The organism is Kineosporia sp. R_H_3 (assembly GCF_002198675.1).
GTDB lineage: Bacteria > Actinomycetota > Actinomycetes > Actinomycetales > Kineosporiaceae > R-H-3.
Genome location: NZ_MWLL01000187.1, coordinates 40,249 through 65,720, shown reverse-complemented (window position 1 = coordinate 65,720; position 25,472 = coordinate 40,249). Strand labels below are relative to the sequence as shown.

Below are 25,472 nucleotides of genomic sequence, written 5' to 3'. Positions count from 1 at the left end.
GGGTCAGCCCGCGTTCGTCACCAGGCCCAGCTCGGCCGGGCCGGCGAGCAGGTCGGTGCGCGGGAGCACGCGGACCGTGTAGCCGAACGGGCCCGTGCGGCGCAGCGTGAGCGCCCCGTCGAAGCGGTGCCGGCCGGCCTCGTACGTCTCGGCGTGCCGCAGGGTCGCGGTGACCGTGTCGACGAGGGTGTCGGACGGCGTGACGCGGCCGTGGACGACCTGGACCTCGACGTCGTCCGGCGTGAGCTCGCCGAGCGAGACGAAGGCGCGGACGACGACCGCGTCACCGACCTGCGGGCTGTCGCTCACGCCGTCCGACTCGACGTGGTCGACCCGGACCGACGGCCAGTGCTGCCGGACCCGCGACTTGAAGCCGGCCAGCGCCTTCGCGGCCTCGGGGGTCGTGGCGCGCGCGGCGTCCGCAGCGGGCACGTAGAGCTGGGTCACGTAGTCGGCGACCATCCGGCTCGCGAGCACCTTCGGGCCGAGCGAGGCGAGCGTGTGCCGGACCATCTCGAGCCAGCGGGTCGGCATGCCGCGGTCGTCGCGGTCGTAGAACCGCGGCGCGACCGAGCCCTCGATGATGTCGTAGAGCGCGGCGGCCTCGAGGTCGTCGCGGTGCTCCGGGTCGTCGACGCCGTCGGCGGTGGGGATCGCCCAGCCGTTCTCGCCGTCGTACCACTCGTCCCACCAGCCGTCGAGGATCGACAGGTTGAGGCCGCCGTTGAGCGCGGACTTCATCCCCGACGTCCCGCAGGCCTCGAACGGGCGCAGCGGGTTGTTGAGCCACACGTCGCAGCCCGGGTAGAGCGACTGGGCCATGGCGATGTCGTAGTTCGGGAGGAAGGCGATCCGGTGCCGCACGGCCGGGTCGTCGGCGAAGCGGACCATCTGCTGGATGAGCCGCTTTCCGTGGTCGTCCGCGGGGTGGGACTTGCCGGCGATGACGAGCTGGACGGGGCGGTCCGGGTGCAGCAGCAGGCGGCGCAGCCGGTCGGGGTCGCGCAGCATGAGCGTCAGGCGCTTGTACGTCGGCACCCGGCGGGCGAAGCCGATCGTCAGGACGTCGGGGTCGAGCACCTGGTCGACCCAGCCGAGCTCGGCCGGGCTCGCCCCGCGCCGCAGCCACGAGGACCGCACGCGCGACCGCGCCTCGTCGACGAGCGAGGAGCGCAGCTGCCGGCGCACCGACCAGATCTCCTCGTCCGGCACCTGGTCGACGCCCTCCCAGCCGCGCGCGTCCTGGGTGATCTGCGGCCCGATGAACTTCTCGCCGAGCTCGACGACGCGGCGGTCGACCCAGGTCGGGGCGTGGACGCCGTTCGTGATCGACGCGATCGGCACCTCGGCCGGGTCGAAGCCCGGCCACAGGCCGTCGAACATCTCGCGGCTCACGACGCCGTGCAGCCGGCTCACCCCGTTGGCGCGCTGCGCGAGCCGCAGGCCCATGACCGCCATGTTGAACACGCCGGCGTCGCCGCCGGGGTAGTCCTCGGCGCCGAGCGCGAGGATCCGGTCGACGGGCACGCCCGGCACCGAGTTGTCGCCGCCGAAGAAGATCTCCATCTGGTCGCGGCCGAACCGGTCGATGCCCGCGGGCACCGGGGTGTGGGTCGTGAAGACGGTGCCCGCGCGGACGGCCTCGACGGCCTCGTCGAAGGTCAGCCCGGACCCGACGAGCTCGCGGATCCGCTCCAGGCCGAGGAAGCCCGCGTGCCCCTCGTTCGTGTGGTAGACCGCCGGGGCCGGGGCCCCGGTGAGCCGCTGCCACACCCGGACGGCGCGCACGCCGCCGATGCCGAGCAGCATCTCCTGCTGGAGCCGGTGCTCCCCGCCGCCGCCGTAGAGCCGGTCGGTGATGCCGCGCGCGGCCTCGTCGTTCTCCTCGACGTTCGAGTCGAGCAGGAGCAGCGGCACCCGGCCGACCTGCGCCTTCCAGACGTGCGCGGTGAGCACCCGGCCGCCCGGCAGCCCCACGGTCACGTGGCACGGGCTGCCGTCCGCCTCGCGCAGCAGCGCGAGCGGCAGCTCGTCCGGGTCCAGCACCGGGTAGGTCTCGGTCTGCCAGCCCTCGCGGGACAGCGACTGCTCGAAGTAGCCGTGCCGGTAGAGCAGGCCGACGCCGACGACCGGGACGCCGAGGTCGCTCGCGGTCTTGAGGTGGTCCCCGGCGAGGATGCCGAGACCGCCGGAGTACTGCGGCAGGACGGCGGTGATGCCGAACTCGGGCGAGAAGTAGGCGACGGACGCCGGCACGCCGTCACCGAGGCGCTGGTACCAGCGCGGCTCGGTGAGGTAGGTCTGCAGGTCCTGCGCGGCCGCGGCGACCCGGGCGACGAACTGCGGGTCGGCGGCGAGGGCGTCGAGCTCCTCCGGCGAGAGCGCACCGAGCAGCGCGACCGGGTCGTGCTCCGAGGACTCCCACCGCTGCGGGTCGAGCGACGCGAAGAGGTCGCACGTCGGCGGGTGCCAGGACCAGCGCAGGTTGCTCGCGAGGTCCCCGAGCGCGGCGATGGGCCCGGGCAGCACGGTACGGACGGTGAAGCGACGGATGGCTCTCACGGCACGCAGCGTACGGGAGGTGACGCCCGCGAACGGAGCGCGACGAGCCCGGCGGAGCCACCCCGGGAGCACCGCGCGGACCCCCCTCAGACTCGCTGTCTGTAAGCGTTTGCCCACACCGCAGGACCCGGTACGTTTCGGGACGGTGACGGTGCGCGTCGAGAGCCCCCGAACGGCCCTGCCCCGAGGAGTGCTCGACCGCAATCCGTGACTATCAGTATCGAAGACTTCGACGGAACGTAATTCGCTGTCGTCCGACCTCTCCACCACGACCATCCCGGTCCCGACGCCCCCGCGTCGGGCACCCCGTCCCGGCGGTGTCAAGACTCCGCCCGGGCGACAGGTGAAGTTCCGGGCCGGACGTGTCGAGTGTTTCCGGCGACGGCCCCGACGGCCGCAGGACGACGCGCGGGTGCGGCTGCACCCCGCCGACAGCAGTGGTGAGGTTGAGACATGACCGAGGCAGTAGCGAGCATGCAGGGGACGGTCGCTCCCGTCGTGGCCACGTCGGGCACCGCGGCGCCGTCGCCCGTGACCGCCCCCGTCGCGTCCCCGGTCCGCCCGACCGCACCCGGCACCCCGGTCGTCGGCCGGATCCCCGTGCTCGCGGTGACGCCCGTCGTGGACGGCGGCCGCTGGCCGGCCAAGGCCGTCGTCGGCGAGCCGGTCCCCGTCGAGGCCACGGTCTTCCGCGAGGGCCACGACGCGGTCGCCGCGACGGCGGTCCTCGTCGACCCGGACGGCGCCGAGGCGGCCCGGGTGCGGATGGTCCCGCTCGCCCCGGGCACCGACCGCTGGGGCGCGACCGTCGTCCCCGACCGGCAGGGCGTCTGGACGTTCCGCGTCGAGGGCTGGAGCGACCCCTACGCCACGTGGGAGCACAACGCCGTCATCAAGGTCGCCGCCGAGCAGGACGTCGAGCTCATGCTCGAGGAGGGCGCCCGCGTCCTCGAGCGCGCGCTCGACGAGGCCGGCCCGGCGATCGGCGACGCCCGCGTCCTGCGGGACGCCATCACGGCGCTGCGCGACACCGACCGCCCGGCGCAGGCCCGCCTCGCCGCCGGGACCTCCCCCGAGGTGGAGCTCGCGCTGACCCGCAGCCCGCTGCGCGACCTCGTGTCGGCGTCCGCGACGTACACGCTGCGCGTCGAGCGGCGGCTCGCGCTCTTCTCCTCCTGGTACGAGCTGTTCCCCCGCTCCGAGGGCGCCCGCTTCGACGAGGAGACCCAGACCTGGCACTCGGGCACCTTCCGCGAGGCCGAGGCGCGGCTGCCCGTCATCGCCTCGATGGGCTTCGACATCGTCTACCTGCCCCCGATCCACCCCGTGGGCCGGGTCAACCGCAAGGGCCCGAACAACACCCTGAACCCCGGCCCGCAGGACCCGGGCGTGCCGTGGGCGATCGGCTCCGACGAGGGCGGGCACGACGCCGTCCACCCGGACCTCGGCACGATCGACGACTTCGACCACTTCGTCGCGACCGCGCGGGAGAACGGGCTCGAGGTCGCCCTCGACCTCGCCCTGCAGTGCGCCCCGGATCACCCCTGGGCCCGTGAGCACCCCGAGTGGTTCACCACGCGCGCCGACGGCTCGATCGCCTACGCCGAGAACCCGCCGAAGAAGTACCAGGACATCTACCCGCTGAACTTCGACAACGACCCGGTGGGCATCCGCGAGGAGATCCTGCGGGTCGTCGAGTACTGGATCTCGCACGGCGTGCAGGTGTTCCGGGTGGACAACCCGCACACCAAGCCCGTCGAGTTCTGGGAGTGGCTCATCGGGATCGTCAACGACCGGCACCCGGACGTCATGTTCCTCGCGGAGGCCTTCACCCGGCCGGCGATGATGCACACGCTCGGGAAGATCGGCTTCCAGCAGTCGTACACGTACTTCACGTGGCGGACGTCGAAGACCGAGATCGCCGAGTACGTCGAGGAGCTCCAGGGCGAGTCCGCGGCCTACATGCGGCCGAACTTCTGGCCGAACACCCCGGACATCCTCCACGAGTTCCTCCAGTACGGCGGGCCGGCCGCGTTCAAGCTGCGCGCCGTCCTCGCCTCGACCCTGTCGCCCTGCTGGGGCATGTACTCGGGGTACGAGCTGTGCGAGCACGTCGCCGTCCGGCACGGCAGCGAGGAGTACCTCGACAGCGAGAAGTACCAGTACCGGCCGCGGGACTGGGCCAGCTACGAGCACGGCGGCGCCAACGAGGGACGCTCCATCGCCGGGTACATCACGCGGCTCAACCAGGCCCGGCGCGACCACCCCGCCCTGCAGCAGCTGCGCGGGACGACGTTCCACGAGGCCCACGACGACCACACGCTCGTCTACTCCCGCCGGCTCACCGCCGACGTCTCGCCGAACGGGCGCGAGGACTGCCTCGTCGTCGTCGTCAACCTCGACCCGCACGGCGCCCGCGAGACGACGGTGAAGATCGACATGCCGGCGCTCGGGATGGACTACGGCGACACGTTCACGGTCCACGACCTCATGACCGGCGACACGTTCCGGTGGGGCGAGTACAACTACGTGAGGCTGGACCCGCACATCCAGCCCGCCCACGTGTTCCACCTCAGGAGGATCTAGGTGCAGGGCTTGGAGCTGACCGGGCCGGGGCTCAAGAACGACCCCAACTGGTACCGCAAGGCCGTCTTCTACGAGGTGCTCGTCCGCGCCTTCGCAGACTCGAACGGGTCGGGCTCGGGTGACTTCACCGGGCTCATCTCGAAGCTGGACTACATCCAGTGGCTCGGCGTCGACTGCATCTGGGTGCCGCCGTTCTACGCCTCGCCGCTCAAGGACGGCGGCTACGACATCAGCGACTACTGCGCGGTGCTCCCGGAGTTCGGCACGCTGCCGGACTTCCAGGAGCTCGTCACGCAGGCGCACGCGCGCGGCCTGCGGGTCATCACCGACCTCGCCGTGAACCACACGAGCGACCAGCACCCGTGGTTCCAGGCCAGCCGCAGCGATCCCGACGGGCCCTACGGCGACTTCTACGTGTGGTCCGACACCGACGACCGGTACGCCGACGCGCGGATCATCTTCGTCGACACCGAGACGAGCAACTGGACGTTCGACCCGGTGCGCCGCCAGTACTACTGGCACCGGTTCTTCGGCCACCAGCCGGACCTCAACTTCGAGAACCCGGACGTGCAGGAGGCGATCCTCGACGTCATCACGTTCTGGATGGACCTCGGCATCGACGGCATCCGGCTCGACGCGATCCCCTACCTCTTCGAGGAGGAGGGGACGAACTGCGAGAACCTGCCGCAGACGCACGACTTCATCCGCCGGGTCCGCCGCCTCGTCGACGACAAGTACCCCGGGCGGATCCTGCTCGCCGAGGCCAACCAGTGGCCCAAGGACGTCGTCGAGTACTTCGGCTCCGAGACCGAGCCCGAGTGCCACATGGCGTTCCACTTCCCGGTCATGCCGCGGATCTACTACGCGCTGCGCGAGGAGAAGGCGGCCCCCATCGTCGACATCCTCCGCGAGACCCCGCAGATCCCCGCCGGCGCCCAGTGGGGCACGTTCCTGCGCAACCACGACGAGCTGACCCTCGAGATGGTGACGACCGAGGAACGCGCCGCGATGTACGGCTGGTACGCGCCGGACGCCCGGATGCGCGCCAACGTGGGCATCCGCCGCCGGCTCGCGACGCTGCTCGACAACAGCCGCGCCGAGCTCGAGCTCATCAACGCCCTCCTGCTCTCGCTGCCGGGCAGCCCGTACATGTACTACGGCGACGAGATCGGCATGGGCGACAACATCTGGCTCGCCGACCGGGACGCCGTCCGCACGCCCATGCAGTGGACGCCGGACCGCAACGCCGGCTTCTCGACGGCCGACCCCGGCAAGCTCTACCTGCCGGTCGTCCAGTCGCTCGCGAACCACTACGCCGCGGTCAACGTCGAGGCCCAGCTCGCGACGTCCGCCTCGCTCCTGCACTGGACCCGGGCGATGCTCGGCGTCCGACGCCGGCACCCGGTCTTCGGGCTCGGCGAGTTCGTGCCGGTCGAGGCCGACAACCCGCACGTGCTGGCGTTCCTGCGGGTGCTCGGCGACGACGTCCCCGGCGAGGCCCCGGAGACGGTGCTCTGCGTGAACAACCTCTCGGGGTCCCCGCAGGGCACCCGGCTGTCGCTGCCGGAGCACGCGGGCAGCGTCGTCACCGACATCTTCGGCGGCACCGGGTTCGAGGCGGTCCCGGCGGACGGCCTGCTGCCGGTCACGCTCGGCTCCCGGGACTTCTTCTGGCTCACTCTGGGCACCGCCCCGGCGTGAGCACGCGACACGGGCAGGACGCCGACCCGGCGGAGCTCGCCGGGGTGCTCGCGGCATGGATGCCGCAGCAACGCTGGTTCGCGGCCAAGGGGGACGGCGCGCCCGTCGTCCCCCGGCCGGTCGGCCGCGCCGTGCTCGGTGCGGGCATGACCGTCGAGCTCGTCGAGGTCGCGTCGGCGGACGGCACGGCGACGCTCTACCAGGTGCCGCTGTCGCTGCGCGCGGTCGAGGACCCCGCGCTCGCCGCGGCGCTCGTCGGGCGGATCGGCGACGGCCCCGGGGGCCGGTGGGTCTACGACGGGCTGCGCGATCCCGCGCTCGTGCGCGCCTGGCTGCGGCTGCTCGCGGACGGCGGGACGGCGACCGGTGCGGACGGCACCGTCGTGCACGGCGTCCGGCAGCCCGGCGGTGCGCCGCTCGACCCGGACGCCCCCGCGAAGGTGCTCTCCGGCGAGCAGTCGAACACCTCGGTCGTCGTCGACGCCGGCGGACCGGCCCCGGCGATCGTCAAGCTGTTCCGCGTGCTCGCGCCGGGCGAGAACCCCGACGTCGTCGTCCAGTCGGCGCTCGCCGCCGCGGGCTGCGAGCGGGTGCCGCGGCCGGTCGGCCGGATCGAGGGCACCTGGTGGGCCACGGACGGCACTCCCGACAGCAACGCCCCGGTGCACGGGCACCTCGCCTTCGCGTCGGAGTTCCTCGCCGGGAGCGAGGACGCGTGGCGGGTCGCCTGCCGCGCCGTCGACGCGGGCGCCGGCTTCGAGGCGGAGGCGCGCGCGCTCGGCGCCGCGACCGCCGAGGTGCACACGACGCTCGCGGAGGTGCTCCCCACCCGGCCCGCGACCCCCGAGCTGCTCGCCGGGCTCGCCGACGGGCTGCGGGCCAGGGTCGACTGGGCGGTCGCCCAGGCACCGGCCCTCGCGCCGTACGCGGCCGCGGCCCGGGCCGCGGTGGACGGCGTCCGGCAGGCCCGTCCCGGCCTTCTCCTCCAGCAGGTGCACGGCGACTACCACCTGGGCCAGGTGCTGCACTCCCCCGCCCGCGGCTGGGTGCTGCTCGACTTCGAGGGCGAGCCGCTGCGGCCGCTCGCCGAGCGGCTCGCCCCCGACCTCGCGCTGCGCGACGTCGCCGGGATGCTCCGGTCGTTCGACTACGCCGCGCGGCACGCCACCGTCGCGCTCCCCGCGGACGACCCCAGGGTCGCCGCGGCCTCGGCCTGGGCGCAGGGCTGCCGGGCCGCCTTCCTCGACGGGTACGGCGCGGTGACCGGCCACGACCCGTGCGAGGACGCCGCCCTGCTCCTGGCCCTCGAGCTCGACAAGGCGCTCTACGAGGTCGTCTACGAGACGCGCAACCGGCCGGGCTGGGTCGCCGTCCCGATGCATGCGGTGAACAGGTTGCTCCCCCTGCACCTCGGCTGAGATCGTTACCGGGTAGGCCCGCACGGTGCAGGGGCGACGCGCCGTGGCCCGGCGCGTCGCCCCTGTCCCGTTCCGGTGCCCCGGATCAGCCGTCGGACGCGACGGCGGCCTCGCCCGCGGCGACGGTGTCCGCGGCCGCACCGACGAGCGACTCGACCGCCGCGACGTCGGACGCGGAGACCCCCGCGCCGGCCGCCGGGTCCGCCGGGTCCGCGGGGTCCGCCGTCGCGGCCGGCGCGGCACCGCCGTCCGACGACCCCGCCCCCGGCGCGGCGTCGTCCGACCCGGCCGCGCCGTCGTCCGCCGGCACCGCCGGCTGCTCGACACCGGCCGTGCCGCTCGGGTCGGCCGCCGCACCGCCGCGCTCGCGCAGCCCGCAGCCGGTCAGCCCGGTGAGGAGCAGCGCCGCACCCAGCAGGAGCGCCGTCCCGCGGACGGCGCCGGGACGCCCGGTCACTTCGCGCCCGTGACCGCGGCGACGTCGACGCACAGGCCCGACTGGGCCTGCTTCAGCTGGTCGATCCGCGCGGGCAGGAGCTGCTGGAGGTCCTCGCGCACCGTGAGCCGGTTCTTCAGCAGGGTGACGCGCTCGGTGTCGCCGGCCGCCTCGGCCTTGGCGATCCGGGCCTCGAGATGGGCGATCGAGCCACGCGTCGAGGCGTCGGCCGCGAGCCGGTCCTCGAGACGCTCGGAGCGGACGAGCAGGTTCGGGATGCGGTCGCAGGCGCGCTGGAGGCGGAGCATGAGCCGGCCGCCCTTGGCGCCGGGGACCGACGGGTCGTCCGCCCCGTCGGTCGGCTCCCCCGTGCCGTCGGCCATGAGCGCCGCGTCGATCCCGACCGCCGACCCCGCCGGGGCCGCGGACGCCGGCCCCGCCGCCAGCCCGAGACCGAGGCCGAGCACCGCCGACGCCCCTGCAGCGGTGAGCGCGAGCCCGAGAACCCGTCGTGCCATGGTGTTTCCTCCTTCGTGGGCGCCCCCGTCGGGCGCCGCACGAGAAACCTCCCGCGCGCGGGTGGCGGCGGCGTCAGCGAAATGTTCGGGCAGTGTTCGGGACCGCGCCCGGCCCGCCCGCGACGCCGCGGACGGCGGTCACGCGCGCGGCAGGTACAGCCCGAACGCGACGCCGCCCTCGGGCGCGGGCAGCGCCTCCGCGAGCCCGCCCATCCGGTGCGTCAGCTCACCGACGAGGGCGAGCCCGAGCCCGGACCCGACGGGGCGGCTGCCCCGGTAGCGCTGGGTCAGCCGGCCGCGCTCGAAGGCGACGGCGAGGTCCTCCGGTGCCAGCCCCGGACCGCCGTCGCGGACCTGCACCCGGACGTACTGGCTGCCCGCACCGTGCACGGCGAGCACGAGCGGGGCTCCCCCGGGCAGGATCCGGATCGCGTTGTCGCACAGGGCGTCCACCGCCTGCCTGAGCCGTTCGCCGTCGGCGAGGACTGTGTGCGGGCCGGCGTCCGCCTCGGTCCGCAGCGCGACCCCGGCGGCCGCGGCACGGGGCTGCCAGGCCGCTGCCGCGGCTCGCACGACCGCGAGCGCGTCGACCGGCCCGACCTCGAGCCGGAAGTCGTCCGCCTCGAGCCGGGCGAGCGCGAGCAGGTCGGCGACCCGGCCCTGGAGCCGGCCTGCCTCGTCCCGGACGACGCCCGCGGCCCGGGCCGCCTCGGCGGGCGGCAGGACGCCGTCCGCGAGCGCCTCGGCGTAGCCGGTGACCGCCGTGAGCGGGGTCCGCAGCTCGTGCGACACCGCGAGGAGGAACTGCCGCTGCCGCTCCTCGCTGCCGGCGAGCGCGGTGGCGAGCCCGTCGAGCGCCCGGGCGACGTCGGCGACCTCCTCGGGCCCCTCGGCGGGCACCCGGACGTCGCGGCGCCCGGCGGACAGCGCCCGGGCGGCGTCGGCGAGCCGGCGCAGCGGGCGCGTCACGGTGCTCGCCAGGGCGAACCCGGCGAGCACGCCGCCGACGAGCCCGGCGAGGGCGCCGAGCAGCGCCCGGGTGCGCTGGCCGCTCGTCAGGCGGGCGGCGTCGCTCTCCGGCTGGGCGACCAGCAGCACCCGGCCGGTGCCGGCCGGGCGGGCGACGACGAGGTAGCGCGTGCCGCCGGAGGCGCGCTCGACCGCGGGCGCGTCCGCGGCGGCACCGGTGACGTCGTCGGGGGTGAACGGGGCCGGGACGGCGGTCGCGGCGCCGGGGGTGGCGCAGCGGACGACGGCACCGGCGACCGTGCGCAGCATGCGGACGACGGCGGCGTCCTGCACCGGGGCGCAGCCCGCACGGCGCCGGGTCACGAGCCGCTCGGCGACGGTGTCGGCGCGCGAGGCGAGGAGCGCGCCGGCCTGCTCGCCGTTCGTGGCCCGGATCGCCCGGACGAGGATCGCGCCGGTGAGCAGCGCGGTCGCGAGGGCGACGACGGCGACGAGCGCGACGACCCGGGCGGCGAGGCTGCGCACTACGGCTCGACCGAGTAGCCCACGCCGCGAACCGTGCGGACCTCGACGGCACCGGCGAGCTTGGCCCGCAGCTGGGCGACGTGGACGTCGACGGTGCGGGTCGGCGTCCCCGCGGGGTAGCCCCAGACGTCGGCGAGCAGCTCCTCGCGCGGGAAGACCCGGCCCGGGCGGCGCATGAGGTGCGCGAGCAGGTCGAACTCCGTCGTCGTCAGCTCGACCGCGGCACCGTGCGCGGTCGCCCGCCGGGTGTCGGCGTCGAGGACGACCGCGCCTGCGCGCAGCGCCGCACCGGCGGCCGCCGGCCCGCTGCCGGCGGACGCGGCGTCCGGGGCGTGGCCGTGCCGGCGCAGCACCGCCTTGACCCGGGCGACGAGCTCGCGCGGGCTGAACGGCTTGGTGACGTAGTCGTCCGCGCCGAGCTCGAGACCGAGCACCCGGTCGACCTCGTCGTCGCGGGCGGTGACGAACAGGACCGGCGTCCAGTCGCCGTCCTGCCGCATCCGCCGGCACACCTCGCTGCCGTCCATGCCGGGCAGGCCGACGTCGAGGACGACGACGCTGGGCCGCCCGCGCCGGACGGCGTCCAGGGCGGTCACGCCGTCCCCCACCACGCGGACGGCGAACCGCTCGCGCTCGAGGTAGGTGCGGATCAGGTCGGCGATCGCCGGCTCGTCCTCGACGACGAGCACGCTCGGGGGCGGCTGACCGGGTTCCACGGCGACCATGGTGCCGTGCCCGGGGCCCGGCACAGGTGAACGGCGTGTCAGCGTCGTCAGCCGACCGAGATCGCCCGGTACTTCTCCTCGAGGTAGTCGGCGGCGACGACCGGCTCGTGCACCCGCACGCCGACCGGCGGCGGCACCGACTCCACGACCGCGCCCGGGTCGCACTCGGCGAACCAGACGAGCGAGACGAGGTCCTCCTCGGCGGCGTGCGGCTGCGGCGGCAGCACCCGGTGCCGGGCGGAGAGCCAGCGGTCGCCGGTCCAGCGCGAGAGCAGGTCGCCGACGTTGACGGTCAGGGCGCCCGGCACGTAGGGCGCGTCGACCCACTCGCCGTCCGTCGTGAAGACCTGGAGGCCACCGGCACCCGGCTCGCGGTCCAGCAGGGTGAAGGTGCCGAAGTCGGTGTGCGGGCCGATCCGGAACTGGCCCTCGGCGGGCTCCCCCACGACCGTCATCGGCGGGTAGTGGTTGGCGTTGAACGTGTACGTGGGGTGCCGGGTGTGCGGGACGAAGAAGTCCTCGGGCAGGCCGAGCGCGACGGCGGCGACGGCGAGCAGGTCGTCGGCGAGCGCGCGCATCACCGCGCCGTACCCGGCGAACAGCCGCTCGACGTCCGGCATCTCGGCGGGCCAGGGGTTGGGCTGGAACCAGCGGGCGTCGAGCGCGGCGTCCCCGGTCGGGGTGTCGGCGCCGTAGCTCAGCGACTCCTTGAGGTCCGGCGGCGTCGGCGTCCCCTCGCTGTAGCCGTTCGCCTCCACGCCCGGCGGCAGCCAGCCACGGCCGTCGACCCCGGCGGCGTAGCGGCCCTTGACGTCGGCGGGCAGGGCGAAGAACTCCCGGGCGACGGCCCGGACCGCGGCCGTCAGCTCGGGCGGGACGCCGTGACCGGTGACGAGGACGAACCCGGAGCGGCGCAGGGCCGCGTCGAGCGCCCCGGCGACCGCGGCCCGCCCGGCCGGTGTGCCCGCACGCCACGGCGCGAGGTCGACGACGGGGATCGGGGGGCCTGCCGGGGCGCTGTTCTCGGGCATGCCCGGAGCGTAGGAAGCCGCGACCCCGGGCGGAAGGGGATGTGAGCGGGACGACGCGCGGGGCGCCGTGCCGGGGTCATTGGCGCAGCGGTCCCGGAGGCGAAAGACTGGCGGCATGCCCGACGAGCCCCGCGCTGCAGAAGCCCCCACGACCGACCCCGCCGCACCGGCCGGGGCGAACGGCACCGCGCCGGGCGGTTCCGGCCCCGGCCGGGCGATCGGGGCCGACGAGCCCGTCGAGACCACCCCGCCCGCGCCCGACGACGGCGCCGCGCACACCCCGGCCGGCGGCATCCCGCGGATCACGCCGAACCACGCCGCCGCCGCGAGCGCCGCCCCGGTCGACCCGGACGCCATGTCCCGCGTCGCGACCGGCTCGCACCACAGCCCGCACTCGGTGCTCGGGGCGCACCCGCACGACGGGCACGTGACCGTCCGGACGCTGCGCCCGTTCGCGGCGTCCGTGGCCGTCGTCCTGCCCGACGCCTCCGTCGTGCCGATGGAGCACGAGTGGGACGGCGTGTGGACCGCCGTCCTGCCGACCGCGGAGGTCAGCGACTACCGGATCGACGTCGAGTACGACGGCGTCGGCACGACCCGGGTCGACGACCCGTACCGCTACCTCCCGACGCTCGGCGAGATGGACCAGTACCTCATCGGCGAGGGCCGGCACGAGAACCTCTGGGAGGTGCTCGGGGCGCACGTGCGGCACTACCCGGGCGGGATGGGCGACGTCACCGGCACGTCCTTCGCCGTCTGGGCGCCGAACGCGCAGGCCGTGCGCGTCGTCGGCGACTTCAACCACTGGGTCGGCCGCGGGCACGCGATGCGCAGCCTCGGCTCGATCGGCGTCTGGGAGCTCTTCGTGCCGGACATCGGCGCGGGCACCCGGTACAAGTTCGAGATCCTCGGCAAGGACGGCTACTGGCGGCAGAAGGCCGACCCGATGGCGTTCGGCACCGAGGTCCCGCCGTCCACCGCGAGCGTCGTCACCGTCTCCGACTACACGTGGCAGGACGACGCCTGGATGACCGCGCGGGCGGCGCGCGACCCGCTCAACGGCCCGATGAGCGTCTACGAGGTGCACCTCGGCTCGTGGCGGCAGGGCCTGTCGTACCGCGAGCTCGCCGACCAGCTCACCGGCTACCTGAGCGACCTCGGGTTCACGCACGTCGAGCTGATGCCGGTCGCCGAGCACCCGTTCGGCGGTTCGTGGGGCTACCAGGTCACGTCGTACTACGCGCCGACCTCCCGGTTCGGCCACCCCGACGACTTCCGGTACCTCGTCGACCGGCTGCACCAGGCCGGCATCGGCGTCATCGTCGACTGGGTGCCCGCGCACTTCCCCAAGGACGAGTGGGCGCTCGCCAAGTTCGACGGCGAGGCGCTCTACGAGTACGGCGACCCGCGCAAGGGCGACCACCCCGAGTGGGGCACCCACGTCTTCAACTTCGGCCGCACCGAGGTCCGCAACTTCCTCGTGGCGAACGCGCTCTACTGGCTCGAGGAGTTCCACATCGACGGCCTGCGGGTGGACGCCGTCGCCTCGATGCTCTACCTCGACTACTCGCGCAAGGACGGCGAGTGGGTGCCGAACATCTACGGCGGCCGCGAGCACCTCGAGGCGGTGAGCTTCCTCCAGGAGACGAACGCGACCGCGTACAAGCGCGTCCCCGGGATCGTGACGATCGCCGAGGAGTCGACGGCGTGGCCGGGTGTCACGCGGCCCACCCACCTCGGCGGCCTCGGGTTCGGCATGAAGTGGAACATGGGCTGGATGCACGACTCCCTGCAGTACATGAGCAAGGAGCCGATCCACCGGCAGTACCACCACCACCAGATGACGTTCTCGCTCGTGTACGCCTTCACCGAGAACTTCGTGCTGCCCATCAGCCACGACGAGGTCGTCCACGGCAAGGGCTCGCTCCTGCGCAAGATGCCCGGCGACCGCTGGCAGCAGCTCGCGAACGTGCGCGCCTACCTGGCGTTCATGTGGGCGCACCCGGGCAAGCAGCTGATCTTCATGGGCAACGAGCTCGGCCAGGAGGCCGAGTGGGCCGAGTCGCGGAGCCTCGACTGGTGGCTCGAGGAGACCCCCTGGCACGCCGGGCTCCAGCAGCTCGTCCGCGACCTCAACTCCCGCTACACGGAGCACCCGCAGCTCTGGGAGGTCGACAACGACGGCGCCGGCTTCGAGTGGATCGACGCGAACGACGCACCGCACAACACGTTCTCGTTCCTGCGCAAGGACTCCGCCGGCAACCCGCTCGTCTGCATCGTGAACTTCTCCGCGGTGCCGGACGAGAACTACCGCGTCGGCCTGCCGTCGGGCGGGCGGTGGCGCGAGCTGCTCAACACCGACGCCGAGCAGTACGGCGGCTCGGGCGTCGGCAACCTCGGGGCGGTCGAGGCGACGGTCGAGGAGTGGCACGGGCGGCCGGCGTCCGCCGTCCTGCGGGTGCCGCCGCTCGGGGCGGTGTGGCTCGTCCCTGACGCCTGACGTTTCCGGCTCTCTGCGCTCGGGCCCGGCCGTGGTCGGGACGGAGGGCCGGGGTCACCGCTCATGCTCGCGGTAGGTACCGGAAAGCGGCTCCGAAAGAGGGGATTCCGGTACCCGCCGTGAGCATGAGCGGGTCTACGGGGCTGAGTGCCGAGGGCACCCCGGCGGGCGGGGTCCGCGGGCCCGCTCGGTCAGGCACCCGGTCTGGACGCTCGCGGGCGAACCACGGGACTCAGAACGTACCGGCCGGGTGCCCGACCGCCGCCCCCGCGCGGCCGCGAGCCGTCCACCCCACCGCTCATGCTCGCGGTCGGTACCGGAAACCGGCTCTGGCAGCGGCGACTCCGGTACCCGGCGCGAGCATGAGCAGCGGGGGCGGCGGTCGGGCACCCGGCCGGTACGTTCTNCGCGAGCATGAGCAGCGGGGGCGGGGCGGTCAGCGGGTGCGGAGGCGGGCGGCGAGGTAGCCGGACGTCGTCCAGGCGAGGCCGAGGACGACGGCCAGGCCGCGTCTCGGGTCGCGGCTGAGCAGGCCCGTCACGAAGGCCCGGGGCAGCACCTTCGTCGTGTAGGTCCGCTCCGAGGAGAGGGCGCTGTCGGCGCCCGCGAGGCCGGCGACGACGGCCTTGGAGCGGCCCTCGCCGACGCAGCGGCGCAGGAAGTAGCGCCACGTGACCCGGGCCGGGGCGACGGTGTGCTCGACCCTGGCGGCGGGCTCGTAGACGACGCCGGAGCCCGGGGTCGCGGCGGCGGCGCGGATGTACATCTCGGTCTCCTCGCAGCCGGTCGCGGCGGTGCCGACGCGGCCGACGCGGCCGTCGAAGCCGCCGACCCGCAGGAGGACGTCGCGGCGCACGCTCATGTTCGCGCCGATGACGTTGCGGACCCGGGTGCGCTGCACCGGCAGACCGTCGTAGGAGCAGCCGACGACCCAGTCGAAGGCGGGCGGCCACCACGTCGGGCGGGCGCCGTCCGGCCAGCGTGGCGTGATGCGGCCGCCGACGCCGAGCACGTCGGCCCCGTAGGCGGCGGCGAGGTGGCGCGACCAGTCCGGTGCGGCGGCCGCGTCGTCGTCGAGGTAGGCGACGACGGCCCGGGTCGCGAGGGCGGCCCCGGTGTCCCGGGCACCCGACAGCCCCTGGGCGCCCGTGCTCGGGACGACGGCGAGGTCCGGCCACTGCCGGCGGGCCGCCTCGAGGAGGGCGTCGTTGTGGTCGACGACGAGCAGCACCTCACCCACCGGTTCGGCCTGCCCGAGCAGCGACTCCACGGCCCGCACGAGGTCGCCCCAGCGGTCGAGCGTGTAGGCGCAGACGACCGCGCTGATGTCGCACGGGCGCACGAGGTCCGGCAGCGGGCCGGCGTCCGGCGCGGGGAGGTCGACCACCGGACCTGTCTAGCACCGGGCGGGCGCCCCCCGGTGCCGTACCGACGAACGTCACACCGACGGATGGCACGGTCGCGGGCCGGGCCACGCGGCTACGCCCGGTCGGCCCATCCAGCGCGGACGCGCGCCGTCCGACACTCCCCAGACGGCGCAGACATCCTGCCGCCGCGGTGCCCGAACCGGAGGTGTCCATGTACGGCCTGGTCAACCGCGCCGTCGAGGACCTCGTGACGAACAAGTTCGGCCCGGACGCCTGGGCCGAGGTCAAGGCCCGCGCCGGCGTCGACGTCGGCATGTTCGTCGCGATGAGCCCCTACCCGGACGCCGTCACCTACGACCTCGTCGGTGCGGCCAGCGAGGTGCTCGGGCTGCCCGCCGAGCAGGTGCTCGAGGCGTTCGGCGAGTACTGGATGCAGTACTCCGCCCGTGAGGGCTACGGCGAGCTCCTCGACCTCATGGGGCACGACCTGCCGACGTTCCTCGCCGAGCTGGACGACGTCCACGAGCGCCTCAAGTTGTCGTTCCCCGACCTCGTGCCGCCGTCCATGACGGTGAGCGACGTGACCGACGCCTCCCTCGTCGTCCACTACCGCAGCGACCGGGCCGGGCTCGCGCCGTTCGTCGTCGGGCTGCTGCGGGCGGCCGCCGCCCGGTTCGGCCGGACGGCGGAGGTCACCATGACGAGCAGCCGGGACGACGGCCACGACCACGAGGAGTTCCTGGTCCGGTACCTCGACGCCTGACCGGAGCCTGCACCGGACACCTGACCCGAAGGACGCACCAGCGTGACCGTCGACCCCGTCACAGCCCGCGACACGACCGCCGGGCCGGCCCCCGCCGTCACCCTCGACGCTGCGGCGCTCAACGCGATCTGCCCGTTCCACCTCGCGTGGGACGCCTCCGGCCGGGTCGTCCAGGCCGGCCCGGTGCTGCGCCGGCTCGTCCCGGACGTCGTCGGCAGCCCGCTCGTCGACGGTCCGCTGCGCGTCGTCAAGCCGCACGGGCTGCGCCGTTTCGAGGACCTGCGGGCCGCCTCGACGAGCGCCCGGCTGACCGTCCTCGAGGGCCGGGACGACGACCGGCTGCGGCTGCGCGGCGAGCTCGTCCCCTCGGCGGACCGCAGCGCGGTCGTCTTCTTCGGTGCGCTCGTCGTGAGCGACCTCGAGACGGCGACGGCCCTGGGCCTGTCGCTGCGGGACTTCCCCGCCCACGACGGCGTCGCGGACCTCCTGCTCATGGCGCGGGCGCAGACGACGTCCCTCGGCGAGGCCCAGGAGCTCACGCAGCGGCTCCAGACGCTCAACCAGGAGCTCGAGGACCGGGTCGACGAACGCACCCGGAGCCTGTCCGAGTCCCGCGACAAGCTCGCCCTGTACGCGCTCGAGCTCGAGGACCTCTCCGAGCGGCTCCGGGCCGAGAGCCGGGAGCGCGAGAAGGTCGAGGAGGACCTGCGCCTCGCGCACCGGCTGGAGGCGGTCGGCCAGCTCGCGGCGGGCGTGGCCCACGAGATCAACACGCCGGTGCAGTTCGTCGGGGACAACCTGCGCTTCCTCGGCGACGCCCTCGGTGACGTCGAGCGCGTCCTCGCGGCGTACGAGGGCCTCGTCGACGCCGCGCTCGCCCGGCCGGGCGCCGCGGCGGAGGCCGACGGGCTCGCCGAGCACGTCGAACGGCTCCGCACGACGCTGTCGGACGCCGAGATGGACTTCGTCCTCGAGGAGGCCCCGCGCGCCGTCCGGGAGTCGCTCGAGGGCATGGAGCGGGTGAGCAGCATCGTGCGGGCGATGAAGGAGTTCGCCCACCCGGACGTCGACCGGCGCCTCACCGACCTCAACAAGGCCGTCACGACGACGCTCGTCGTCGCCCGCAACGAGTACCGCGACGTCGCGGAGGTCGTCACCGACCTCGACGAGGACCTCCCGCAGGTCGCGTGCAACCCGGGAGAGATCAACCAGGTCGTGCTCACCCTCGTCGTCAACGCCGCGCACGCCGTCCAGGCCGTCGTCGGCAACACCGGCGCCCGCGGCACGATCACCGTCCGCACCCGGCACCTGCCCGGTCCGGACGGCGGCCAGGTCGAGATCGTCGTCGAGGACACCGGGGTCGGCATGGCGGCGGACGTCCTGCCGCGGATCTTCGACCCGTTCTTCACGACGAAGGCCGTCGGCCAGGGCACCGGCCAGGGGCTGAGCATGGCGCACGCGATCGTGACGACCCGGCACCGCGGACGGATCCTCGTGACGTCGACGCCGGGCGAGGGCAGCAGCTTCACCGTCCGGCTGCCGGTGGGGGCCTGACCCCGCCGGGTGATTCCGGGCAGTTCCCCTCACCACTGCGCAGGCCCGGCCGACGGGTCGGGCATGGCGTTGAGGGGACAGGTCGCAGCGGCCATAGCAGCCGTCGTCTCGCCGCTCGTCTTCGCGCTCGCGGTGCCGGGGGTCTTCCCGGCGGCGGACGCGGGGGCGCGCGTGAGCCGGCCGAAGCTGCCGCAGGGGCAGATCCTGCGCAGCGGCAAGCCGCCGTCACCGCGCGGGGCGAAGCTGTGGGTCAACCCGAGCCCGGCCGCAGCGGCGGTCAGCCGCACGCTCTCCGTCCGTCCGAGGGACGCCGCCCTGCTGCGCAAGATCGCCTCGAAGCCGCAGGCCACCTGGCTCACCGAGTGGCTGACACCCTCGAACGCCACGACGTACGTCGCCGCCCGGGCCCGGACGGCCGCGGCAGGCGGCAGCGTGCCGGTCTTCGTCGTCTACGGCGTCCCGATCCGCGACTGCGGCGGCTACTCCGGTGGCGGCCTCGGCACGTCAGCCGGCTACCGGGCCTGGGTGGACGGCATCTCCAAGGGCCTGAAAGGGCGTCGCGCGATCGTCATCGTCGAGCCGGACGGGCTCGCCTCCATGGACTGCCTCAGCACCGCCCAGCAGCGCCAGCGCACCGCCCTGCTCGCCTACGCCGTGGACCGGCTCGGCACGAACCCCGGCGTCTCGGTCTACCTCGACGCCGGCCACTCCCGCTGGCACCCGGCGTCCGTCATGGCCGCCCGGCTCAAGGCGGCCGGGGTGGAGCGCGCCCGCGGGTTCGCGCTGAACGTCGCGGCCTTCGACCCGACACCGGGTGAGATCGCGTACGGCCGCAAGATCGGTGTCGCGCTCGGCGGGCCCGTCCCGTTCGTCGTCGACACGAGCCGGAACGGCAAGGGCCGCTGGGAGGGCACCCTCAGCTGGTGCAACCCGCCCGGCCGGGCCCTCGGCACGCCTCCGACGACGAACTACCCCGACCCGCTCGTCGACGCGCTGCTCTGGGTGAAGACGCCCGGCAACTCCGACGGCATGTGCCGGGGCGGCCCGGCCGCCGGCAAGTGGTGGCAGTCGTACGCGCTGACCCTCGCCCGCAACGCCAACTGGTGACTGCCACCTCAGTCGACCTGGGCGTGGACGGCCGCGACGAACTGCGGTGAGAGGACGCCCACGGCCGTGTCGGTCAGGTGCGACCCGTCGCGGTACAGCAGGACGCCCCCGCGGGCCGCCGGACAGGTCGCCCGCCGCCCCGACGGCGGACAGAGCAGGTCGGTGAGGTCGACGAGGTACGTCCGCGGCCACGCGCCCGCCGCGATCTCGTCCGCGGTGAGGTCGGTGCGCAGAGCGGTCGACCGTGGGAAGGCGCATCGGGTCCAGTCGTCCTCGGCACCGGACATGCAGCGGGGTACGTCACGGTCGGGGTGCGGGGAGTCGGCGACGTAGACGAGCGGCGCACCCACGTCGACGAGCCGGCTCAGCGTCGGACGCCAGGAGGCTTCCCGTTCCGCCGGGTGGCGCAGGTAGCCGTTGAAGCCGGAGACCACCACGAGAGCCGGCGTGGGGCCGTCCTCGATCCTGCGCAGGGCGTCCTCGCGCCAGGCGTCGCACGCCTGCGTGAGCGCCTGAGCCTGTGCGACGCTGATCCGGGCCGCAGGGCATCCGGAGTGGGTGAGGAGCAGCACCGACGTGCCCATCGTCCTCGCCAGATCGGTCACGGCGGTCATCCATTGCGAGGCGTGCGAGTCGCCGAAGAGAACGACAGGACCTTTCGGGCCGGTCGCCCCGGAGATGCAGCCGGGACTGCGCGAGTCGGCCAGCTCGGCGTGGCAACCGGGTCCGATCGGCGGAAGGTCGGTCGCGGCCTCGAACGGGCGAGGTCGCACCGGCCCTGAGCTCAGACTGTCGTCGAAGTGTACGACGGAACGGTCAACGCGCCCGGCTGCGAGCCGGTCCGATCCATCGGTGTCCGCGCTGTCCAGGACGACCGAACCGAGAAGCAGGGCGACTGTCAGCGGGACCACCGTCGCGGCGACCCCGAGCGCCAGACCGTTGCGCGGCCGCGCCGAGACGACGGCACTGCGCCGCAGCGGCCGCTCGACCCAGCGGCTCGTCAGCGCCGCGGGCCCGAGCGCGCCGACGGCGACGGCGAGCCGCACGGGCCACGTGAGGTCCCCCCAGCGGGCGGCGACGAGCACGATGAGCGGCCAGTGCCACAGGTACCACGTGAACGACCACGTGCCGAGACGGCGCATGACGGCCGTGGAGAGCAGCCGGCTGGTGAGCGGTCCGCGGGTCCGGGGGACGTCGCTGCCGGCGGCGAGCAGCGCCGCGGTCGCGAGCGTCGGGACGAGCGCGTGGGTCCCGGGGTAGCCGGCGTCGACGGTCCGGGCGGCCGCCCAGCCCAGCGTCACCAGGCCGACGAGACCGGCGGCCGAGCGTGCGAGCAGGGCCGGGCGCGAGCGCAGCCGGGCCACGACCGGCAGCAGGAGCGCGAGCCACGCGCCGGCGGCGAACTGCCACGCCCGGCTGGGGCTCGACAGGTACGCCAGCGGCGCCGAGGTCTGCGTCCAGTGCAGGCTCAGCGCGAAGGACCCGGCGGTGAGCAGGGTGAGCGCACCAGCGAGCGCCGTCGTCCGGGCGATCCGCAGCCGGCGGGCCAGGGCGAGCGCCCCGACGAAGACGAACGGCCACACGAGGTAGAACTGCTCCTCGACCCCGAGGGACCAGTAGTGCAGGACCGGGCTCGGGTCGCCGCCCGCGCGCAGGTAGTCGGTCTGCTCGGCGACGAAGTGCCAGTTGCCGCCGTAGAGCGCGCTCGCGAGGACGTCGCGGGCCAGGTCGACGCGGGCCAGCGGGGGCAGCAGCACCGCTCCGAGGGCGCACGTCGCGACGAGCACGAGCCCGGCGGCGGGCAGGATGCGCCGGCAGCGCCGCGCGTAGAAGCCGGCCAGCCCGACGCCCGCGTGGTCGCGCACCTCGGCGACGAGCAGCGAGGTGATGACGTAGCCGGACACGACGAAGAAGACGTCGACGCCGACGAAACCGCCCGTCAGCCCGGGCAGCCCCGCGTGGTAGAGGACGACGAGGAGCACGGCGAGACCGCGCAGACCTTCGACGTCGGGCCGGAAGGCGACCCGGGGCTCGGGGCGCGGCGCTGCGGGCGCGGCGGGGAGCGGCGGCGGCACGTAGTCGTCGAGGGTCGGCAGCACCGCGGGTGCGCGGTGCTGGTCGGGGGTCCCGGGCGCCTCGGGGGTCTGCCGCGGCTGCGGCACCGGGGGCCGACGCGGTGCCGGCGGGGCCGGACGCCGCGGTGCCGGGACGAGCAGCCACTCCGGGACGTCGGGCTCGGTCCCGAACGGACGTGCGGGCGTCGTCCGGACCGGTGCGGTCACGGCCCGACCACCGGCAGCAGGGCGTCGACGAGGCCGCCGCTCACGAGGAGCACGAGCCCGAAGACGCAGGCGACGGCGAGTGCCTCCGGCCACGTGACGAGGTCGGACACCGGGGTCACGCGGCGCCGGCGGGCGGCACCGACCGCGGCCACGGCGTCCACGGCCCGGCGGCGCAGCGCCGCGGGCACCGGGACCGGCCAGCCGGTCTCCGGCCACACGAGCGCGACGACCGGGCCGAGCACGGCGGTCCCGACGACCCCGAGGATTGCGCTGAGCCAGAACCGGCCCGGTCCGTCGACGACGAGGCCGCGGACCACACCGGTCCAGATCCCGACCTCGGCGACGACGAACCACCCGGCCGCGAGCCGGCAGATCGACCGTGCCAGCGGGACGCCGCGGGTCGCGGCCCCGGTCGGCACCCACTCCTGGGTGCGGCCGGTGAGGGCGTGCCACACCGCCAGCGCGTGCGCGACGCTGTAGAGCATCCGCACCCGCAGGACGTTGAGGTCGTAGTGCGCCCAGGACACCCGGCGCCACTGGGCGAACATGACCCAGACGGCGAGGACGAGCGGGAGGTAGTGCAGCGGGGAGACGTGCTCGGGCAGCACCCAGAGCATGACGACCGCGGAGGCGAGGCCGGCGAACACGTTGATGCCGGTGGTGATGTAGTAGAGGAAGCCCGTCCAGAAGCAGACCCGTTGCCGCAGCGGCAGTCCGGCGTTGTGGAAGCCGCGGTCGGCGAGCAGCGACATCGAGCCGGTGCACCAGCGGTACTGCTGGCTGACGAAGCCGGCGACACCGTCCGGGCACAGCCCGCGCGCGACGAGGACCGGCACGTAGCGCAGCCCGGACCCGGTGCGCAGCACGGCGACCCCCGTGTGGACGTCCTCGCTGTGGCCGATCTGCGCGAAGCCGCCCGCGGCCTCGAGCGCGGCCCGCCGGTAGACGGCGTTCGTGCCGACGCAGATCGCCGCGCCGACGCCGTCCCGGGCCGGCTGGACCCAGCGGTAGAAGAGCTCCTGGACGGCGCCCGCGCCGCGCTCGAGCCACGTCGCGGGGCCGAGGGAGTCGAAGTACTGCGGGCTCTGGACGATGCCGACCTGCGGGTCGTCGAGGTACGGCACGAGCTCGCGCAGGGCGTCCGGGGCCGGGCAGAAGTCGGCGTCGAGCACGAGGATGTGGTCGCCCGCCGAGTGCGCGTACCCGTGGGCGAGGTTGCCCGCCTTCTTGAGCCGCCCCCGGTCCGGCCGGGACAGGTACGTGAAGCCGTACTCGCCGGCGAGCCGCTCGACCTCGGGCCGGCCGCTGTCGTCGAGCACGAGGACGGCGAGCTCACCGGGCCAGCTCAGCCGCGCGACGTGCTCGTACGTGTTGCGCAGCAACGCCACCGGCTCCCCCGCCGTCGGCAGGAAGACGTCGACGGACGGCACCCGGGCCGGCCGCCAGGCGGCCACGAGCTCCCGGTGGTCGTCGAGCTCGACCCGGCGGCGGGCAGAGGTCGACCACGTCGAGAGCGCCCCGGCGACGAGGGTGAGCACGGCCGGTGCGACGAAGACGGCGGTCTGCGCGTGCGACCCGAAGAAGACGACGACCGCGACCCCGACGGCCAGGCTCATGGCGCCCTGGACCAGCGGGTAGACCCGGGCCTGCGGGCCGAGGTAGAGGTAGCGCTCGTCGGCCGACGGCGCCGCCGGCAGCCCTTCGGCGCGGGGCGGCTCGCCGGTGCGGGGCGCCCGCCGGGCACCGCGGACCGGGCGCGTCGTCGCCGGGGCGGTCACCGGGCCACCGCCGTGCGGCCGAGGGCCTGCTCGACGACCCGCTCCGCGGTCTCGACGAGCGTCCGGGTCACGGCCGGGTCGACGAGCACCGGGGCGCCGCCGCGCGCACCGGCGCCGGCCGGTGCTCCCGCGGGCGTGGCGGCGGGCGGCAGCCCGCCGACGAAGAGGGTCACCCGCTCGTGGCGCAGCCCGGCGTCGGTGAGGACCGGCCACTCCCACCAGAGGGTCTGCCACTGCTCGCCGTCGGCCTGCCGGACGACGAGGCGGGTCGCAGTGACCCGGCCGTCGAGCCGGACCGTCTCCTGGGCCGCGACCTCGGCGCCGTGGAAGTTGTAGCAGGACAGCACGTCGTGGGCCCGCAGCGCGTCGCCGTCCGTGACGACGAGCCCGTCGACCCAGACGCTCCCGCCGGACGCCGTGCTGACCCGGTACCGGTTCCACACCGAGCTGCTGCCGAAGTAGACCTTCGACCACTCCTCGCGGCCGAGGAACTCGGCGTCGCCGCCGACCGCCGCGAGGTCGGCGAGCACGAGGGTCTTGCGCGGTGCCGCGGCGAGCCCGGTGTCCGCGGGGCCGGCGACGTGCAGTGTGGTGACGAGGAACGTCGCCGCGAGCGCGGCGACGAGGCCGCCGCGGACGGCGAGCGAGCGGGCCGAGGGCGGCGCGAGGTCGGCCGCGGGGGTCTGGGGCGAGGGCGGTGCCTCGGTGGCGAACGGCGTCCAGCGCAGTCCGAAGCGCTGCATCGAGGCGACGAGCGCGACGACGACGACCGCGTCGAGGGCGAGGCCGGCCACCGGGTGCAGCAGGTCGAGGGCGACGGGTGCGCCCCACCGGTCGCCGGCGACGGCGAGCCCGGTGACCCGGACGACGTTGGCGACCCAGACCGCCGCGACGCCGCAGCCGAGCCAGACCAGCCGGGCCCGCAGCCGGCCGTGCGAGAGCGCGAGCACCGCGCCTGCGACGACGAGGTACGCGGCGATGCCGGTGATGCCGGAGCAGGCAGGGGCGACGACGACCTCGAAGGCCCGCTCCCCCGTGCCGATGCGCAGGGTGTTCTCGGCACCGACGTCGACCATCCGGGCCGCGCCGAGCCACTGGGCGGCGTGGCCGGACGCCTCGTACGTGGCCCGGGCGAGCGGGCCGACGGCGTGCACGTTGAGCCAGGTCACCGGCCAGGGCCACACGAGCAGCCCGTAGGCGAGCGGCACGACGGCGACCGCGAGCGCCCGCATGCCGAGCAGGAGCACCGCGAAGGCGGCGAGGGCGAGGGGGTGCGCGAGCAGGTCGAGCCGGGTCAGCCAGCGGCCGTTCGACGCGCTGCCGGCGGGGATGAGGAGCAGGACGAACGCAGCGGCCACGAGGCCGCCCGCCGCGACGAGGTCGCCGTGCCCGAGCCTGCCGGACCACACGCGACGCCCCGAGCGCACCGTCGCGTCGAGCATGACGGCGGCCACGAGCGGGACGGCGAGCAGGTCACCCGTCGGTGCGCCGTAGCGCAGGTCCGCGACGAGGCCGGACAGGCTCGGTGCGAACGCGACGGCGGCGGCGAGCACGGCGAGCGCCGCCCGCACCCGCGGCGGGACCGACCGGTGGGCCGGTACCGCCGCGGGTGCTCCGGGCGTCGCCGTCGGGGCGGTGAGCGTCATCGGC

At 74.8% G+C, this 25,472-nt stretch carries 17 protein-coding genes; 7 read left to right on the top strand and 10 right to left on the bottom strand.

What is annotated here, in order from left to right; genetic code table 11:
• Positions 1–3 precede the first annotated feature (3 nt).
• Complete coding sequence (glgP, locus tag ECOMGDLI_RS21400; RefSeq protein ID WP_088318886.1) at positions 4–2,562, bottom strand: alpha-glucan family phosphorylase; 2,559 nt, start codon at positions 2,560–2,562, stop codon at positions 4–6.
• 453 nt (positions 2,563–3,015) lie between these two features.
• On the opposite strand from glgP, the gene ECOMGDLI_RS21395 reads away from it, so the two are divergent.
• Genes ECOMGDLI_RS21395 through ECOMGDLI_RS21385 form a run of 3 tightly spaced genes read left to right on the top strand, consistent with a single transcriptional unit; the run spans position 3,016 to position 8,267 of the window.
• A complete protein-coding gene (locus tag ECOMGDLI_RS21395; RefSeq protein WP_233153573.1) occupies positions 3,016–5,148 on the top strand; it encodes an alpha-1,4-glucan--maltose-1-phosphate maltosyltransferase in 2,133 nt (710 codons plus the stop codon).
• Positions 5,149–6,849 (top strand): maltose alpha-D-glucosyltransferase, encoded by a 1,701-nt coding sequence (treS, locus tag ECOMGDLI_RS21390; protein WP_088318884.1) that lies wholly within the window; start codon positions 5,149–5,151, stop codon positions 6,847–6,849.
• Positions 6,846–8,267 carry an aminoglycoside phosphotransferase gene (locus ECOMGDLI_RS21385; protein ID WP_088318883.1) on the top strand — a complete coding sequence of 474 codons (1,422 nt, stop codon included), beginning with the start codon at positions 6,846–6,848 and terminating at the stop codon, positions 8,265–8,267. The genes treS and ECOMGDLI_RS21385 overlap by 4 nt, the downstream gene beginning before the upstream one ends.
• A gap of 85 nt (positions 8,268–8,352) precedes the next feature.
• Here the strand turns inward: ECOMGDLI_RS21385 and ECOMGDLI_RS34800 are convergent, their stop codons facing one another.
• The 5 genes from ECOMGDLI_RS34800 to ECOMGDLI_RS21360 all read right to left on the bottom strand — a co-directional run bounded on the left by ECOMGDLI_RS34800 (position 8,353) and on the right by ECOMGDLI_RS21360 (position 12,471).
• On the bottom strand, positions 8,353–8,724 hold the full coding sequence (locus ECOMGDLI_RS34800) for a hypothetical protein (protein ID WP_088318882.1): 372 nt from the start codon (positions 8,722–8,724) through the stop codon (positions 8,353–8,355).
• Positions 8,721–9,221: a hypothetical protein gene (locus ECOMGDLI_RS21375; protein ID WP_088318881.1), complete on the bottom strand. Its 501-nt coding sequence runs from the start codon at positions 9,219–9,221 to the stop codon at positions 8,721–8,723. Before ECOMGDLI_RS21375 ends, ECOMGDLI_RS34800 begins: the two co-directional genes overlap by 4 nt.
• A 138-nt stretch (positions 9,222–9,359) precedes the next feature.
• Complete coding sequence (locus tag ECOMGDLI_RS21370) at positions 9,360–10,715, bottom strand: cell wall metabolism sensor histidine kinase WalK (RefSeq protein ID WP_088318880.1); 1,356 nt, start codon at positions 10,713–10,715, stop codon at positions 9,360–9,362.
• Positions 10,715–11,440, bottom strand: a complete 726-nt coding sequence (locus ECOMGDLI_RS21365) for a response regulator transcription factor (protein ID WP_088318935.1) — start codon at positions 11,438–11,440, stop codon at positions 10,715–10,717. The genes ECOMGDLI_RS21370 and ECOMGDLI_RS21365 overlap by 1 nt, the downstream gene beginning before the upstream one ends.
• 47 nt (positions 11,441–11,487) lie before the next feature.
• On the bottom strand, positions 11,488–12,471 hold the full coding sequence (locus ECOMGDLI_RS21360) for an isopenicillin N synthase family oxygenase (protein ID WP_088318879.1): 984 nt from the start codon (positions 12,469–12,471) through the stop codon (positions 11,488–11,490).
• Positions 12,472–12,826: 355 nt separating this feature from the next.
• Here ECOMGDLI_RS21360 and glgB point away from each other — a divergent pair, with 355 nt between their 5' ends.
• Positions 12,827–14,971, top strand: a complete 2,145-nt coding sequence (gene glgB / locus ECOMGDLI_RS21355) for a 1,4-alpha-glucan branching protein GlgB (protein WP_198955080.1) — start codon at positions 12,827–12,829, stop codon at positions 14,969–14,971.
• Positions 14,972–15,407: 436 nt separating this feature from the next.
• On the opposite strand, the gene ECOMGDLI_RS21350 is transcribed toward glgB, so the two are convergent.
• Positions 15,408–16,358 carry a glycosyltransferase family 2 protein gene (locus ECOMGDLI_RS21350; RefSeq protein WP_198955069.1) on the bottom strand — a complete coding sequence of 317 codons (951 nt, stop codon included), beginning with the start codon at positions 16,356–16,358 and terminating at the stop codon, positions 15,408–15,410.
• Positions 16,359–16,549: 191 nt separating this feature from the next.
• Here ECOMGDLI_RS21350 and ECOMGDLI_RS21345 point away from each other — a divergent pair, with 191 nt between their 5' ends.
• From ECOMGDLI_RS21345 to ECOMGDLI_RS21335, 3 genes are all read left to right on the top strand, one after another.
• The gene (locus ECOMGDLI_RS21345) at positions 16,550–17,101 is read left to right on the top strand and encodes a heme NO-binding domain-containing protein (RefSeq protein WP_088318877.1); all 552 of its coding nucleotides are present in this window, start codon (positions 16,550–16,552) and stop codon (positions 17,099–17,101) included.
• Between the two features lie 42 nt (positions 17,102–17,143).
• Positions 17,144–18,655 (top strand): sensor histidine kinase, encoded by a 1,512-nt coding sequence (locus ECOMGDLI_RS21340; RefSeq protein WP_088318876.1) that lies wholly within the window; start codon positions 17,144–17,146, stop codon positions 18,653–18,655.
• Positions 18,656–18,718: 63 nt separating this feature from the next.
• Positions 18,719–19,762, top strand: coding sequence for a glycoside hydrolase family 6 protein (locus ECOMGDLI_RS21335; protein ID WP_088318875.1), 1,044 nt, complete (start codon positions 18,719–18,721; stop codon positions 19,760–19,762).
• 8 nt (positions 19,763–19,770) lie between these two features.
• On the opposite strand, the gene ECOMGDLI_RS21330 is transcribed toward ECOMGDLI_RS21335, so the two are convergent.
• Genes ECOMGDLI_RS21330 through ECOMGDLI_RS21320 form a run of 3 tightly spaced genes read right to left on the bottom strand, consistent with a single transcriptional unit; the run spans position 19,771 to position 25,468 of the window.
• Positions 19,771–22,044: an acyltransferase family protein gene (locus ECOMGDLI_RS21330; RefSeq protein ID WP_158221097.1), complete on the bottom strand. Its 2,274-nt coding sequence runs from the start codon at positions 22,042–22,044 to the stop codon at positions 19,771–19,773.
• On the bottom strand, positions 22,041–23,822 hold the full coding sequence (locus tag ECOMGDLI_RS21325; RefSeq protein ID WP_088318874.1) for a glycosyltransferase: 1,782 nt from the start codon (positions 23,820–23,822) through the stop codon (positions 22,041–22,043). The genes ECOMGDLI_RS21330 and ECOMGDLI_RS21325 overlap by 4 nt, the downstream gene beginning before the upstream one ends.
• The gene (locus tag ECOMGDLI_RS21320) at positions 23,819–25,468 is read right to left on the bottom strand and encodes an archaeosortase/exosortase family protein (RefSeq protein WP_088318873.1); all 1,650 of its coding nucleotides are present in this window, start codon (positions 25,466–25,468) and stop codon (positions 23,819–23,821) included. Before ECOMGDLI_RS21320 ends, ECOMGDLI_RS21325 begins: the two co-directional genes overlap by 4 nt.
• Positions 25,469–25,472 lie beyond the last annotated feature (4 nt).

Excerpts from the sequence above, each read along its gene's own strand:
- glgB (WP_198955080.1), top strand. The coding sequence starts at position 12,827 with ATGTCCCGCGTCGCGACCGGCTCGCACCACAGCCCGCACTCGGTGCTC.
- ECOMGDLI_RS21360 (WP_088318879.1), bottom strand. The coding sequence starts at position 12,471 with ATGCCCGAGAACAGCGCCCCGGCAGGCCCCCCGATCCCCGTCGTCGAC.
- ECOMGDLI_RS21345 (WP_088318877.1), top strand. The coding sequence starts at position 16,550 with ATGTACGGCCTGGTCAACCGCGCCGTCGAGGACCTCGTGACGAACAAG.
- ECOMGDLI_RS21395 (WP_233153573.1), top strand. The coding sequence starts at position 3,016 with ATGACCGAGGCAGTAGCGAGCATGCAGGGGACGGTCGCTCCCGTCGTG.
- ECOMGDLI_RS21320 (WP_088318873.1), bottom strand. The coding sequence starts at position 25,468 with ATGACGCTCACCGCCCCGACGGCGACGCCCGGAGCACCCGCGGCGGTA.
- ECOMGDLI_RS21375 (WP_088318881.1), bottom strand. The coding sequence starts at position 9,221 with ATGGCACGACGGGTTCTCGGGCTCGCGCTCACCGCTGCAGGGGCGTCG.
- ECOMGDLI_RS21365 (WP_088318935.1), bottom strand. The coding sequence starts at position 11,440 with ATGGTCGCCGTGGAACCCGGTCAGCCGCCCCCGAGCGTGCTCGTCGTC.
- ECOMGDLI_RS21335 (WP_088318875.1), top strand. The coding sequence starts at position 18,719 with ATGGCGTTGAGGGGACAGGTCGCAGCGGCCATAGCAGCCGTCGTCTCG.